Here is a 14,814-nt window from a genome sequence, read left to right as displayed (position 1 = left end):
TGTTGACCCGATTCAGCTCACAGTTCCAATATAGAATCTATGATTGTTTGAGACGTTTTCGATATGGAACTTCGTTATCTGCGCTACTTCGTCGCCGTCGCCGAGGCGCGGCACTTCACTAAAGCGGCAAAAGAACTTGGCATCTCCCAGCCCCCGCTAAGCCAGCAAATTCAAAGGCTTGAAAGAGAAATTGGCACACCGCTTTTCCGCCGTTTAACGCGGGGCGTCGAGCTGACGGAAGCGGGGGAGTCGTTCTATGAGGATGCCTGCCAGATTCTGGCGTTAAGCGACGCGGCGCTGGAAAAAACCAAGGGAATTGCCCGCGGGCTGAACGGTCGCCTCTCGCTGGGCATTACCAGCTCCGACGCTTTTCATCCGCAAATCTTTAGCCTGTTACAGCAATTTCAGCAAAGTTACCCGGGGGTGACGTTACATCAGGTCGAGGGCAATATGGCGACGCTGATGGGGGCGCTTGGCGAAGCGGAGCTGGATATTGCTTTTGTGCGCCTGCCCTGTGAGAGCAGTAAAGCGTTCAATCTGCGGATTATCGATCAAGAACCGATGGTGATTGCCCTGGCGCGTTCGCACCCGCTATCGTCCCACCGCGAGCTGACGCTGGAGCAGTTGACGGACGTGGCGCCGATTCTTTTCCCGCGTGAAGTGGCTCCCGGACTCTACGAACTGGTGTATAACAGCTATCTGCGCGCCGGTATTGATATGCAAAGCGCCTATCAGTCATCGCAAATTTCATCGTCATTGAGCATGGTGGAGGCCGGATTCGGCTTTGCGCTGGTGCCGCAGTCGATGACCTGCATCACGCTGCCCAACGTGAGCTATCATCCGCTGATGGGGACGCCGCTGAAAACCGATATCGCTATCGCCTGGCGGCGCTACGAGCGCTCGCGCACGGTGAAGCGTTTTTTGGCCATGTTTTAACCGGCGGGGTGACGACGACAGGAAATATTTAACGCTTTTTAAAACTGTTTAAGAAAGGTAGACGTTGGCGGCGGTTGGGCCTCGCAGTCCGTTGACTCGACGAAATTCGACGCGGATTCCGGGGCTGATTGTGGTTGGTTCGCCGGGCGATAATGCGGAAATATGAACCTGAACATCTTTACGACCATCGGAGGGGATTATCAGGCCTTTGCCTGTTTTATTATCAAACGCTTTGACAATACCTGTCATTTTTTGGAACAAATAAATACCTTTTAAATATGAAAACCGGCACGACTATACCGTAAGCGCGCGGGAAGTCTATTCAAATCAAAATAAAACCCGCGCAGGCGGGCTTTTTTTGCCAAATGAGTTCGGCGCTGGCTGATTATTGCGCAATCACGCGCGGCAATCGGCATCTGGCAAGGGAATAATTATGCAGCGGATCGTGATGAGGACTGAAAGAGTTTATGGCAGTAGGGGCAAATGAGTTGCGCACCTTTTTGGACTCGGCTGAAGCTGTGTTCTGAGTCCTGAGAGCAGTTAGGGCAGGAGCATTTAACGAGATAATTACGGCGAGTTTTAGCGTCTTTGCGTTCTGACATATGATATTTCCTGATTTAAGAGTGTATGACCATACAGCATTTCGCGGCAAATAGCTCTAACTCATTCTGTGCAGCCAGCGGCGCGGGTGACGAGCGGAAGAGCGCGCAAACCCAGGCCTGGCCAGGCGCGCAAGAGAGGAATTTTCCCCTATTTTTTGTGATTACCATCACCCTCTAAAATTAAATCGTTTTATATCAATGCATTAAAAGATACGAGTTTTGGTTGCCAGAGAACGTTTTTCTCCATTTTTCCCTGATTAGAGGGAAAATAGGCAAAATTTTCTTTCGCGCCTGATATATATTTTAACGGTAGTCGGGCAACGCAAATCACGCTGTTAATGATGCGCTAGTCATATTTTTTAGGCTATTAAACGGAGTTTTGGCGGTTGTTTTATTCGCCAGCTGCGCTGACCATGACAATAAGAGCTCATGACATTTTATATCTGATAATAATTTGAGTGTACCCTATGAAAACCAGAACTAAAGATATTGCTACCCTGGCGGTTCATGCTGGAAATCAATCCGATCCGGTAACCCATGCTATATTTACCCCGATCGTCACGGCCAGCTCATTTATTCAACCTAATCTGTATGAAGGTGGCGATTTTTGTTATTCCCGGGTCTCTAATCCAACGCGTAAAGCTTATGAATCGGCTCTCGCCGAACTGGAAGGCGGCATTTACGCCACCGCCACCGCCTCGGGAATGGCGGCGACCAATATCGTTATGGAGCTCTTACCCAAAGACGCCCATATTATCGCGATGAAAGGCGTCTACGGCGGAACCTGGCGGCTGTTTGAAAAATTAAAAACGCATACCACCGGCGTCACGATTTCTTATATCGATCTGAATGATGAGCAATGCCTGATAAACACTATTCAGGAAAATACGGCGTTAATCTGGATTGAAACGCCGACGAATCCCTTACTGGAACTGGTCGATATTGCGAAGGTTTGTCGTATTGCCAAAGAACGCGCTATTACTACCTGCGTCGATAATACCTTTGCCAGCGCCTGGAACCATAAGCCGCTTGAAATGGGTGCGGATATGGTCATGCTCTCTACCAGTAAATATGTCGGCGGGCATTCAGATTTAATTGGCGGCGCGGTGATCACTAATAATGAAGCGCTGGCGTCCCGTCTTGATTTCATTAAAACCACACTCGGCTCTATTGCTTCGCCATTCGATGCCTATCTTGCCCTGCGCGGCATGAAAACGCTGGATCTGCGCATGGCGCGTCAGTGCGGCAATGCGCTACGGGTAGCGCAATATCTGGAAAATCATCCGGCGATAGCCAGCGTCTACTACCCGGGCCTGCCGTCGCATCCGCAGCATCAGCTTTGCAGGCAGCAAATGCGTTCGGGCGGCGCGGTGGTGACCGCGACGCTGAAGGGAGATATCCAGAGCCTGAAACGCTTTATTGGCGGTCTGCACTATTTTGTGCTGGCGGAATCGCTGGGCGGAGTGGAGAGCATGATCAACCATTCGGCTTCCATGTCCCACGGGGCGATGTCAAAAGAGGAGCGGGAAGCCATCGGGGTTTACGACACGACGCTGCGTTTCTCCGTCGGCATCGAACATATCGATGATTTGCTGCAAGACCTGGAGAGCGCTTTCGCCGCTATGGACATCACACAGGATAATCATCATGCATGACTACGGTATCTGGACGATTATTACCCCGCTGGTCACGATTATTCTGGCGATCCTGACCCGCCAGGTGATCCTCTCGCTGCTGACCGGTATTTTTGTCGGCTACGCGGTGATTAACCACAGTATTATTCAGGGGATTGGCGGCACCCTGAACGGGATTATCGAAACCTTCGCCTCCGCCGGTAACGCGCGAACGATTGTGTTTATGGTGATGATCGGCGGCATTATGCGGCTGATCGTGGTGACCGGCGGGGTGCGTAAACTGGTGCAGTTTCTCTCGGAAAAAAACGATTTTGTCACCAATAAAAAATCGGTACAGCTGCTGGCGATGCTGGTGACCTCGTTGATTTTTATCGAGAGCTCGATAAACCAGCTGATCGCCGGCGCTTCGACAAAAAACCTGGCCCGGCGCTATAAAGTCTCGCCGGAAAAGATGTCCTATATTATCCAGACCTCCTGCGTATCGGTCTGCTCGTCGGTGATGATCAACGGCTGGGGGGCGGCGATGATGGGCGTTATCGGGGTGCAGATTGCGCAGGGTTACCTGACCGGCGAGCCTTTTGAAGTCCTGGCAAGCTCGATGATCTGGAACACGATGGCCTGGTTTTCATTAGCCTCGGTGCTGTTTTATATTCTCTCCGGCTGCAGCTGGGGGCCGATGAAAAAGGCGGAGCTAAAGTTTGAAACCGCGCTGATGGAAATCGAGCAAGAGCAGGGGGCAGACGAAGCGGACCCGGTTATCGATCACCCGGCCTGTCACTCGCTGCTCAACTTCTTTATTCCGATTCTTTCCACCGTCTTAATGGTTCCGGTGGTGCTATATATCACCGGCGATGGACAGTTCTCCAAAGGCAGCGGTTCGATGTCGGTCTACTCCGGCGTCATGTTTGGTACCGTCGTCTCTTTTATCTGGTTCCGCGCGCGCGGTATTCTGAACGTTGAGAACTTTTTCAAAGAGCTGTATATCGGCTACGCCAGCATGGTGAAAATTAGCTCAATCATGATCCTGGCTTTCCTGATGGGGCATATTTCAGCGGAACTGAATACCGGGCAGTATATCGCTTCCATTACCTCCGGCGTGATCCCCTCCGGATTCTCGATCGGCTTTATCTTTCTGATTGCTGCGGTCATGTCGCTGGCGACGGGCACCTCATGGGGAACCTTCGCCATTATGATCCCGATCGGCGTTCAGCTGGGGGTCTCATTAGGCATCGATCCGCACTTTATGATTGGCGCCGCGATTTCCGGCTCAATTTTTGGCGATATGACGTCCCCGATCTCCAGCGATGCTATCGTCGCCTCGATGGCGACCAACTGCGACCATATTGAGCATATTCGTACCCAAATGCCCTATGCCCTGGTGACGGGGAGCCTGGCGCTCATGGTTTATTTAATCGTCGGTTTTACTCTTTAATTCATAGGGTTAAGAACGGGTTACGCCTAAAGTTATTGCTCCAAAAAATGCGCCGCGGTAAATAACGCCAGTGTAGAATATTTCACCCCGCGTTATGCTTCGTTCCCGGCGCTTACCGCCTGATAACGCTTGTGCGCCATAATTTCGATGATTTGCCGGTCGGTGTGCTGCATGGCCCGCCCGGCAATGGCGCAAAGATTAGCAATCGAGTTTTCCACATCGCGATCGACGATGCCGTCGTTGCCGGAAACGACGGAGTTATCCAGCGCCAGCAGAATCGCTTTCCAGGCGGAAGAGATGCTGGTGGAGACCTTCATGGCGCAGCTGCCGGAAGCGCCATCGCAAATGATGCCGCTGACGTCGCCGATCATGTTGTTGATCGCCATGGCGATGGTGTCAAAGCTGCCGTTCATTAACCAGATAATCCCCGCCGCCGCGCCCATCCCGGCGGTGGTGGTGGCGCACAGGGCCGACAGGCGCGGGAGTTTACAATGGATATAGATGGCGACCAGGTGCGAGAGCGCCAGCGCGCGGGCCAGCTGCTGCCGGCTGGCGTTAAGACGTTCGGCGGCCACCACCACCGGCATGGTCGCCGTAATGCCCTGGTTGCCGGAACCGGAGTTAGTCATCGCCGGTAGCGATGCGCCGCCCATCCGGGCATCCGACGCGGCGCTGGTACGGTAGAGGATCTCGGTAAACATATCGTCGGAAACCAGCCCGTTGTCGACCTGGCGCTTCAGAGTCGGGCCGATATGCAAACCCCACTCCTTAACCAGGCCCTTCTTTGACAGGGCGTCGTTCATCGCGCCCGCCTCGAGAATAAACGCGATCTCGTGCGGCGGAACCTCGCAAACGAAATCATAGATATCGCGCAGTGAGCTGCGGGCAACCAGCGTCAGCGGGTCGACGCCACGATCGCTGGCCGCGCTTTCGTGCTTGATAAACAGGGAGTGGCCCATTTTTTCAATGGCCACGACGTTGGTGTGGTCGCCGATGATGGTCACCGTCGCGTGCTCATCCCCCGCGTAGACCTTAGCGCGAACGTACAGAATCTCATCGCAGGGCTCCTGCAGTACCACGCGCACGGCGCCGGCCTCAAGCAGCGCCCTGGCGGCTTCCATTTCCCGCCGGGTGGCTCTCTTCAGCACCTCGAGCTTTGCCTGCGGATCGCCGGCGATGGCGCCGAGGGCCGCGGCGATAGGCAGGCCGGTCATTCCCGTCCCCGGGATAGTCACGCCCATGCCGTTTTTCATTAAATTCGGCGAAACCGCCGCTTCAATACGCACCACCGCGCCGGAGAGCTGCCGCGCGGCCACGGCGCAGGCGAGGGCGACGGAGACCGGTTCGGTACAGCCCAGCGCGGGTTTGACTTCCTGTTTCAGGGCGTGAATAAAGGCGTTCCATTGAGCATGATTTTCCCGGTATGACATGACTGAGCCTCTGGGTCGGTACAGAAAAATGTCCGTCGAGCGAAGACGTCCTTTCCCGACGTGGATTTACGCCTGTGGGCCGAGGGAGGGCAGTATGGCCGACAGGGACGATAGTCAGAATATTACCGCACCCGGCAGAGAAAAAAGTTGCAGGTTAAATTTGTAAAATGGCGTATCCGGAGAAAAATTTTCTTTGAAAGACGCGCTGAAGACGCTTTTAAGGCCGACGGGGGGCGGCGAGGCGGGCAAAAAAACCGGCAGGATTGCCGGTTTAGCGGTTAGATCTTACAGGCGTCGCCGCAGTCATCGTCGGCAACAATGGCCTGCGCTTTTTTATCGGCATCTTCAAGACGTTCAGCGTTGCGCTCTTGCGCTTCTTCCAGTCCGCTAAAGACCAGGTTATCGAGATCAATTTCCATGCGTTACCCACTTAAGTTCAGTTTTGACCGTGAGCAAGTATAGGCAAAACGGCTGGGGGATGCACCCGGCGCGCGCGCCGGCCGCACAGAGCGGTAAGTGCGGGTAGGTTCTGTTAAAGCAGGAAATAGCCGGCAACCTACCAATAATAATAGTTGAAAGACTATTTCAGAATCTGGCGGCGCTTATTTTAGCGCTGAGCAAATTATTTATTAAACGAATCGACAACGACCGGTAAGTTAAACATTGACTTGTATAAACTATGCTAATATTGGCGGGCTTATGGATGTATCTATGGATTATGGTCAATGGCTTCGACAACCGCAGTAGCCGCTATCAAAGAATGGCGGAAAAATAATAAATTTATTTGTCACGTTAAACTCAACTATAAAAAGGCATTGCGTAAATGCCGCGAGATATCGCTAATCGGAGGGAAATATAAGGAATATCAGACATTATGTGAAAACTACGCTTGCGCGAAATTAACCGGCGCAACCGAGGGGCTGGTTAACTTTGAAGATAAACCCTTCAAAGCCTATTTAAATAAAAAAATGTCAAAAAGAGCGAAACTCAATATTGCTCATGGCGCATTGAATTTTATAGAGAAAACCTTCCGTCCCGAGGCGTTGCCGCAGCTGTACGATATGGCGGCGTTCGGTCGTTCATTAATCGCTATTCCGCTGAAAAACGGTACCTGTATTGATGTGAAGCTTCTGGCATCGCCTTTTCAGGAGGAGGGGGAGCTGATGCTGTTAATGTTCCTCGGCGATAGGCGCGTCTACAGTATCTGTTTTTCCTGTACCGCAGATGGTCAGGCGTGGATTGGCGGGATCCAGGGGGGGAAAGACATTGATAATGAAGAAGTGAAGGCGCTGACCAAAGAGCTTTACGGCATCCGCCCTAAAAACTTAATTATCACGCTGCTGTACGGCTTTTTATCGCATTTCAATATCAAGGAGATCTATGCGATTGACAGCCATTATCATGTTAAAAGTGAGAGAGTAAAAACCAGTTATTCTGAGCTTTGGCTGGAAATTGGCGGCGAGAAGCATCGTCGCGGCTGGTATAAATTACCGCCGAGCGAGATAAAGAAAAGCCTGGAAGAGGTTAAAAGCAAGCACCGCAGCCAGTTTATCAAGCGAGAAGGCTTGAAAGAGCTCGCACAGCTGGATCTTGCCGCCGCGCTACGCGATATTTGCGTCAAGCGTAACGGCTAATTACCCTCGCTGCGTATTTGCCGGCGGGCGGGGGGCTGCCCACCGGCAATATCGGGGTAAACCTGCGCTGATGGACAATAATTTCATAACAGGAAAGCTGAGAAACCTTAAAGCAATGGGCATAGTTAAGAGAGATAAGGCCAATTGTAGAGATCTCCTGGGGGCGCAGATAATATGACGATAAAAACGCATCTGGCTATTCATGCCAAAAATGAAAGGATCCGTTTCAGCATTACTGACGCGTCCGTCGTTGTTGCGATTTAAAGACATGCTGCCTCTGAATATTGATGCATCCAGTCAGCGAATCGCCATTCGGCGTTTTAAATAACCGTTGCGCCGTACGGCACCGCGAGCCGTTGCTGTTGCGCTGATTCAACAGTCCCCATTTCCGGAGGCGGGTTTTCACCAGCACCATCGTTCAGGGTTTCGGTATTCAGCGAGAGATCGTTTTGCGATGGAGGCTGGGTTAGCTGGGTTTTACTCGCTCGCCATCGCAGGCACGGCTGATATCTCCGGCGCCAGGGAGGCTGAACGTCGGGCGCCACGCGGCCCTGCGGCAGTCGTTATAGCCTGGTATCCGCGCAACTTACTTTTATAAATTAAAAAATTTTAAACATTTCATGCGTGATAGTTTTACACTATTTTTACAAATGAATATAATTCCTTACGTTCTTCGCTCTGTCCGGGAGCGTCCAACCAACATGATATGTGGTCTGTGCTCTTATCTGTTCGATAAGGCGCTATTTATATTAGATGTTTTGGTTTTTTCGACTGAAGTCGTATGGAATGAACTATGGACGAACGACAAGGTAGCGGGAGAGGGGTTTTCTTCACCGTTTACCGATTACTTTTTGTATTACTCAGCTTTGGCATTGGACTCTTTTTCACTCTCTGGGGGGGCAAACTCCTCTCTCTCGGCGGCAGCGCCTGGTACCTGTTAGCCGGTCTCGCTTATCTGCTCATCGCCGTCGGTTATCTAATCCGCAGCCGCTATGTCCTGCCTTTTGCCATTCTGACTTTCCTGTTGACCCTTTGCTGGGCGCTGTATGAAGTGCAGTTCAGCTACTGGGGCCTGATCCCGCGGCTGGTGGTTCCCGCGCTGATGCTGATGCTGGCCCTGTGGCTGGCGGCGACGCTGCCGATGCGGCCTGCGCGGCGGCGCTACGCCAACTGGAGCGCCTCGGCGATTTTCCTCATGCTGCTGGCGACCCTCGTATCGGCGTTTTACCCGCACGGCGCCATTCATAACGGCGTAGTCAACGCGAGCGGCGACGCAACGCCGACCCTCGCGTCGAAAAGCGATAACTGGGCGTTTTTCGGTCGCGATGCCTCCGGCACCCGTTTTGCGCCGTACGATGAGATTACCCCGCAAAACGTCAAAAATCTGAAAGTCGCCTGGACGTACCACACCGGCCGCCGTCTTACCGGCGCCGGCATTGGCGTCGATGAAAATACCCCGCTACAAATTGGCGACACGCTCTACTCCTGTACGCCGCTGAACGTTGTCACCGCGCTGGATGCGGATACCGGTAAAGCGCGCTGGCGTTTTGACCCGCACGCAGGTACCGCCGAACACGTCACCTGCCGCGGCGTTGGCTATTACGATGTACAAAGCGATGATTCGCTGAGCGCGGAAGAGAAGGCCAGCCCGGCGCTGCTGCAGTGCCCGCAGCGTATCCTGGTGTCGACCGTCGACGCGCGGTTGATCGCCCTGAACGCCAAAACCGGCGAACCGTGCGACGACTTCGGCGATCACGGTAGCGTCGATCTGAAGCAGGGGATGGACAATACCGAAAACAGCAAGCGATACCACCCGACCTCGACGCCGGTGATTATGGGGCATATTGCGGTTCTCGGCGGCTGGGTGCGCGATATCGTGCACGGCGAACCTTCCGGCGTGGTACGGGCGTTTGACGTACGAAACGGAAACGTGGTGTGGGCGTGGGACGTCGGCCAGCCAGAAAACGTTACCGACCCGGTAAAAGGCCGCGTCTACACCCTTGAAACGCCGAACGTCTGGACGGTGCCGGGCTTTGATAAAGAGCTGAACCTGATTTATCTGCCGACCGGTAACGGTCCGCCGGACTACTGGGGCGGCGATCGCAACGCGGCCAAAGAGAAATACGGTTCTTCCGTGGTGGCGGTGGACGCCAGCACCGGCGAGACGAAGTGGGTCTTCCAGACCGTGCATCATGATATCTGGGATTACGACCTGCCGTCGCAGCCGGTGCTGTTCCATATGAAAAATGAGCGGGGCGAAGAGGTTCCGGTCCTGATCCAGACCACCAAAACCGGGCAAATCTACGTGCTTGACCGGCGCACCGGTAAGCCGGTGACCCGGGTAGAAGAACGGCCCGTCGCCCACGACGGCGCGGAAGGCGAACACCTCTCCGCCACCCAGCCGTTCTCCACCGGTATGCCGCAGCTGGGCGTCGAGCCGCTCACCGAGAAATCCATGTGGGGCGTGACGCCGTTCGATCAGCTGATGTGCCGTATCGATTTCAAAGAATCGACGTATCTGGGGATGTACACGCCGCCGTCAGAGAAGCCGTATATCGAATGGCCGAGCCTGCTGGGCGGCATGAACTGGGGCGGCATCACTATCGATGAGCGTACAGGAACGCTGTTCGTCAACGATATGCGTATGCCGCTGAGAATGTCGCTGGTGCGTAAAGAGGACATGGCGAAATATAAAGTCTCCACCGACGAGGTGCCGGGCTTTATGGGGACCGTGCGTCCGCAAATCGCCGGGCCATACGGCGGCGTGCGGATCGATATTTTGCAGTCGGCGCTGGGCGTCCCCTGTAATACCCCGCCGTTTGGCACCATGAGCGCCATCGATCTCAATACCCGTCAATTGATGTGGCAGGTACCGATGGGATCGGTGGAGGATACCGGGCCGCTGGGGCTGAAAACGCATATGCATATCCCGCTGGGGATGCCGACGCTGGGCGGCCCGACGTCAACCGCATCCGGCCTGGTGTTCTTCGCCGGAACCCAGGATAACTACCTGCGCGCGCTGGATTCCGCCACCGGTAAAGAGCTGTGGCGCGCCCGTCTGCCGGTAGGCGCCGTGGCGGCGCCGCTGATCTATAAATCACCGAAAACCGGTAAAGAGTACGTGGTGATCTCCGCCGGGGGCGCCAGCCACTCGCCGGACGTGGGCGATGATATTATCGCCTTCGCGCTGGAGGAGTAATTAACCCCGATTTGTGCTTACGAAGCAGCCGCCCCTTGTGGGCGGCTTTTTTATGGTCTGAAGCCTGGCCGACGCTAAACCGCATGGCAGGCGACGCGGTGGCCGTCGGCGACCTCCCTTAATAGCGGGATCTCGCGCCGGCAGCGGTCGCTGGCCTGCGGACAGCGGGAGGAAAAGCGGCAGCCGGCGGGCGGCCTCGACGGATCGGGTATTTCACCTTGCACCACCGCCAGCGGCTCGCTGTCCGGGTCGAGGGTCGGGACCGCCGCCAGCAGCGCCTGCGTATACGGATGCAAAGGTCGGCTGAATAGCGCATCGCGACCGGCGGTCTCCACCAGCTGGCCGAGGTACATCACCGCCACGTCATCGCACAGATGCTCTACCACGCCGAGGTCGTGGGAGATAAACAAAAACGTCACCCCGTGGTCGTCGCGCAGATCGGAAAACAGATTAATAATCTGCGCCTGAATCGATACATCGAGGGCCGAAATGGGCTCATCGGCAATAATAAAATCCGGGTTTAAGATCAGCGCCCGGGCAATGCCGATGCGCTGGCGCTGGCCGCCGGAAAACTCGTGCGGAAAGCGGTGGTAGTGCTGCGGCGCAAGACCGCAGATGCGCATGACGTCAATGGTTTTGTCATACAGCTCCTCCCGGCGACACAGCTTGTGCTCCAGCATCGCTTCACCGATGGCGTCACCGATGCGGATCCGCGGGTTTAACGAACTGTAGGGATCCTGAAACACCAGCTGGATTTTCGGGCGCAGCGCGCGCATCGCCCGCGGTGACAGTTCCGAAAGCTCCTGACCGCGAAACTTGACGCTACCGGCGGTCTTCTCATACAGCCCCAGCAGCGTACGGCCAACGGTGGTTTTCCCGCTGCCGGATTCGCCCACCAGGCCAAAAATCGTGCCCCGGCGAATCTTAAAGCTCACGCCATCCACCGCCCGCAGTTCGCCGGTCTGTTGACCGAATAGCCCATCGCGCAGCGGGAAGTGCTTTTTCAGCCCATCCACTTCAATTATGTATTCATGACTCATACCACGGACTCCGCGAGTTCACTGTAAAAGCAGGCCGCCTGTTGGGTTTGACCCACCAGCGGCGGAACGCCCTGGCGGCAGCGTACGGTCGCGTTGGCGCAGCGTTCGGCGAAGGCGCACCCGACGGGCAGGGCGGCGAGGTCCGGTACCTGACCGGGGATTGAGTAGAGGCGTCGCCGCCGCTCCCCCGGCACAGGGCGCGAGGCAATCAGCCCCTGGGTATAGGGATGCTGGGGGTTGCGCAGAATGTCGGCAGTCGCGCCCTGCTCAACAATACGCCCGGCGTACATCACCACCACGTGTTCGGCCATCTGCGCGATAACCCCGAGATCGTGAGTAATCAGCATCATCGCCATCCGGTTGGCCCGCGCCTGGTCGCGCAGCAGTCGCAGGATCTGCGCCTGCACGGTGACGTCCAGCGCGGTCGTCGGCTCATCGGCAATCAGCAGCTTCGGCTGGCAGCTCAGCGCCATGGCGATCATCACCCGCTGCAGCATGCCGCCGGAGAGCTGATGCGGATAGCTGGCCATCAGGCTATCCGCGCGCGCCAGTCCGACATCAGCCAGAAGCTGGATAGCGTGCTGCCATGCGAGCTTCGGCGACTCGCCGCGGTGGCGAATAAGCGGCTCGCACAGCTGCTCGCCGACGGTGAGTACCGGATTAAGGGCGCTCATCGGTTCCTGAAAAATCATCGCCAGCTGATTGCCGCGGAGATCGGCCATATGGGCGTTTTTCAGCCGCAGCAGGTCCTGTCCCGCGAAAAGTATCTCCCCGCCGTCAATGTGCGCCGCCTGCGGCGGCAGCAGGCCCATTAACGACAGGGCGGTGACGCTTTTACCGCAGCCGGATTCGCCAACGACGCCAACGGTCTGCCCGGCGCGGATAGTGAACGACACCTCCTGCACCGCGCGTACCCGGCCTTTGTCGGCGGCAAACGAGACCGAAAGCTGATTAAACGTAATTAACGGGCGACTCATTTCAGCCTCTGTTTCATTTTGGGATCCATCGCGTCGCGCAGGCCGTCGCCCAGCACGTTGATGGCAATAACGGTGATAAAAATGGCGATCCCCGGCGGCATCCACAGCCAGGGACGGCGCTGAAAGTCGATCAGGCTGTTGGCGGCGTCCATCATATTGCCCCACGACGGCGTTGGCGGCACCACGCCAAGCCCGAGGTAGCTAAGCGCCGACTCGCTGAGGATGGCGTTAGCCACCGCCATGGTCGCCATCACCACCAGAATCGGTACCGTATTCGGCAGCAGATGACCAAACAGGCGGCGTCGCGCCGACAGCCCCAGTACCTGGGTCGCCAGCATAAAGTCGCGCTCGCGCAGGGAGAGGCACTGTCCGCGCACCAGCCGCGCCAGCTTCGGCCACTCCAGCAGGCTCAGCATAATCACCACCATATAGATGCGTGAGTCCGGCGAGAAATCGAGTTCGGAGAGCATCGCGCCCGCGACAATCAGCAGCGGCAGGCCGGGGATGGTCATCACCAGGTCGGCAAAACGCATGATGAGTTTATCGGTCAGGCCGCCGGCGTAGCCCGACAGCGCGCCGAGCAGATAGCCAAGGGCCACCGACAGCAGCATGGTCAGCAGGCCAATAATCAGTGAAATGCGCCCGGCCAGCAGCAGGCGGGTATAGATATCGCGACCGAGAAAGTCGGTGCCCAGCCAGTGCGCCGCGCCGGGCGGCTTGTTGATCATCAGGGCGTCGGTGGCGTCGTCTTGCCACGGCGACCACAGTGGTCCCAGGACGCACCAGAGGGCCATAATCGTCAGCAGCAGCAGGCACAGCATCGCCAGCCGGTTGCGGCGCAGCGCCCGCCAGGCCTGACGCCAGGGGGACGGGGTCACCTGGGCCAGCGCCGGGATTTCCGCCTTGCGCAGGCGTCGGTTGGAAGAGAACAGAGAGCTAAGCATCATGACCTCACGCGAATGCGCGGGTCGGCCCACGCGTAGAGCACATCGGCAATCAGGTTGCCAAGAATGGTGAGCACCGCCAGAAACAGGGTGAAGCCCATTAATACCGGGTAGTCGCGGGCGGCCAGCGAATCGATGTGAATATGCCCGGCTCCCGGCCAGTTAAACACTTTTTCGGTGATGATCGCCCCGGAGAACAGTCCCGGAAGCTCGAAGCCGAGCAGGGTGATGATCGGCAGCAGGGCGTTACGCAGGGCGTGCTTGAGGATAACCGTGCGTTCACGCAGCCCTTTGGCGCGGGCGGTGCGGATAAAATCCATTTTCACCACCTCGAGCATGCTGGCGCGAAAATAGCGGGTCAGGCTGCCCGCCTGAAGCATCACCAGCGCCAGTACCGGCAGCGCCAGATGGGCGGCGACCTGCAGCACATACTCCCAGCCGCTGTCGTCGCTGCCGGTATTGGTCATGCCGCCCACCGGCAGCCAGTGCAGATCGACGGCGAACCATTTGATCAGCAGCAGGCAGAGGAAAAAGGTCGGGAACGACATGGCGGCGAAAACCGCGACGCTCACCAGATGATCGAACGCAGAATTGGGCTTCAGCGCCGAGATCACGCCCACCGTCAGGCCAATTCCCCAGTAGAACACTAGCGCCACGCTGGCCAGCAGGAAGGAGTTCCATATGTACTGGTTGAGCAACTGACTGACCGGGATCTGGTACTGCAGCGAGAACCCCAGATCGCCGCGCAGCAGTTGGCCGAGCCAATGGAGATAGCGGGTGAGCAGCGGCTGATCCAGGCCGTAAATGGCTTTCAGTTCGGCGGCGCGAGCGGCGGTGAGGGTGATATTGCCATCGATAAAATCGCCCGGCGTTTTGGCAAACAGCATAAAAATGATAAAGGAGGCCAGCAGCAGCATCGGCAGCGTTTGCAGCAGCCGTCTCAGGATGAAATTTCTCATGACATTCTCACGTCAGCCGCCGGGAGG

13 protein-coding genes are annotated in these 14,814 nt (G+C 56.2%); 5 read left to right on the top strand and 8 right to left on the bottom strand.

Annotation, left to right across the window (positions count from 1 at the left end; translation table 11 throughout):
- Positions 1-63: 63 nt before the first annotated feature.
- Positions 64-936, top strand: a complete 873-nt coding sequence (locus KOSB73_RS18210) for a LysR family transcriptional regulator (protein ID WP_024357944.1) — start codon at positions 64-66, stop codon at positions 934-936.
- Between the two features lie 48 nt (positions 937-984).
- Here KOSB73_RS18210 and cspF read toward each other — a convergent pair whose 3' ends face one another.
- Both cspF and KOSB73_RS31170 read right to left on the bottom strand, forming a co-directional pair.
- The gene (cspF, locus tag KOSB73_RS18205) at positions 985-1,197 is read right to left on the bottom strand and encodes a cold shock-like protein CspF (RefSeq protein ID WP_004136705.1); all 213 of its coding nucleotides are present in this window, start codon (positions 1,195-1,197) and stop codon (positions 985-987) included.
- Positions 1,198-1,367: 170 nt separating this feature from the next.
- Complete coding sequence (locus KOSB73_RS31170; RefSeq protein WP_216356110.1) at positions 1,368-1,538, bottom strand: YnfU family zinc-binding protein; 171 nt, start codon at positions 1,536-1,538, stop codon at positions 1,368-1,370.
- A 467-nt stretch (positions 1,539-2,005) separates the two neighbouring features.
- On the opposite strand from KOSB73_RS31170, the gene KOSB73_RS18200 reads away from it, so the two are divergent.
- Together KOSB73_RS18200 and KOSB73_RS18195 are read left to right on the top strand one after the other, a co-directional pair.
- Complete coding sequence (locus KOSB73_RS18200; protein ID WP_024357945.1) at positions 2,006-3,193, top strand: trans-sulfuration enzyme family protein; 1,188 nt, start codon at positions 2,006-2,008, stop codon at positions 3,191-3,193.
- Entirely contained in the window at positions 3,186-4,604 is a 1,419-nt protein-coding gene (locus KOSB73_RS18195; RefSeq protein ID WP_004136708.1) for a Na+/H+ antiporter NhaC family protein, read from the top strand. Before KOSB73_RS18200 ends, KOSB73_RS18195 begins: the two co-directional genes overlap by 8 nt.
- A gap of 92 nt (positions 4,605-4,696) precedes the next feature.
- On the opposite strand, the gene KOSB73_RS18190 is transcribed toward KOSB73_RS18195, so the two are convergent.
- Positions 4,697-6,034, bottom strand: a complete 1,338-nt coding sequence (locus tag KOSB73_RS18190) for an L-cysteine desulfidase family protein (protein ID WP_004136709.1) — start codon at positions 6,032-6,034, stop codon at positions 4,697-4,699.
- A gap of 278 nt (positions 6,035-6,312) precedes the next feature.
- The gene (locus tag KOSB73_RS18185) at positions 6,313-6,453 is read right to left on the bottom strand and encodes a hypothetical protein (protein WP_004102786.1); all 141 of its coding nucleotides are present in this window, start codon (positions 6,451-6,453) and stop codon (positions 6,313-6,315) included.
- Between the two features lie 306 nt (positions 6,454-6,759).
- Between KOSB73_RS18185 and KOSB73_RS18180 the strand changes: the two genes are divergently transcribed.
- Both KOSB73_RS18180 and KOSB73_RS18170 read left to right on the top strand, forming a co-directional pair.
- Positions 6,760-7,668 carry a DUF535 family protein gene (locus KOSB73_RS18180; protein ID WP_004136711.1) on the top strand — a complete coding sequence of 303 codons (909 nt, stop codon included), beginning with the start codon at positions 6,760-6,762 and terminating at the stop codon, positions 7,666-7,668.
- A 793-nt stretch (positions 7,669-8,461) separates the two neighbouring features.
- Positions 8,462-10,867: a membrane-bound PQQ-dependent dehydrogenase, glucose/quinate/shikimate family gene (locus KOSB73_RS18170; protein ID WP_098140771.1), complete on the top strand. Its 2,406-nt coding sequence runs from the start codon at positions 8,462-8,464 to the stop codon at positions 10,865-10,867.
- A gap of 74 nt (positions 10,868-10,941) precedes the next feature.
- Here the strand turns inward: KOSB73_RS18170 and KOSB73_RS18165 are convergent, their stop codons facing one another.
- The 4 genes from KOSB73_RS18165 to KOSB73_RS18150 are packed head-to-tail and all read right to left on the bottom strand — an operon-like array spanning position 10,942 to position 14,787.
- Entirely contained in the window at positions 10,942-11,907 is a 966-nt protein-coding gene (locus KOSB73_RS18165) for an ABC transporter ATP-binding protein (protein WP_049103580.1), read from the bottom strand.
- The gene (locus KOSB73_RS18160; RefSeq protein WP_098140770.1) at positions 11,904-12,884 is read right to left on the bottom strand and encodes an ABC transporter ATP-binding protein; all 981 of its coding nucleotides are present in this window, start codon (positions 12,882-12,884) and stop codon (positions 11,904-11,906) included. The genes KOSB73_RS18165 and KOSB73_RS18160 overlap by 4 nt, the downstream gene beginning before the upstream one ends.
- A complete protein-coding gene (gene opp4C / locus KOSB73_RS18155) occupies positions 12,881-13,828 on the bottom strand; it encodes an oligopeptide ABC transporter permease (protein WP_032711019.1) in 948 nt (315 codons plus the stop codon). The genes KOSB73_RS18160 and opp4C overlap by 4 nt, the downstream gene beginning before the upstream one ends.
- On the bottom strand, positions 13,828-14,787 hold the full coding sequence (locus KOSB73_RS18150) for an ABC transporter permease (RefSeq protein ID WP_004136715.1): 960 nt from the start codon (positions 14,785-14,787) through the stop codon (positions 13,828-13,830). The genes opp4C and KOSB73_RS18150 overlap by 1 nt, the downstream gene beginning before the upstream one ends.
- Between the last annotated feature and the right edge of the window lie 27 nt (positions 14,788-14,814).

The organism is Klebsiella grimontii (assembly GCF_900200035.1).
Lineage (GTDB): Bacteria > Pseudomonadota > Gammaproteobacteria > Enterobacterales > Enterobacteriaceae > Klebsiella > Klebsiella grimontii.
The sequence above is the reverse complement of the archived record's forward strand: the minus strand, read 5'-3'. Positions and strand labels throughout refer to the sequence as shown.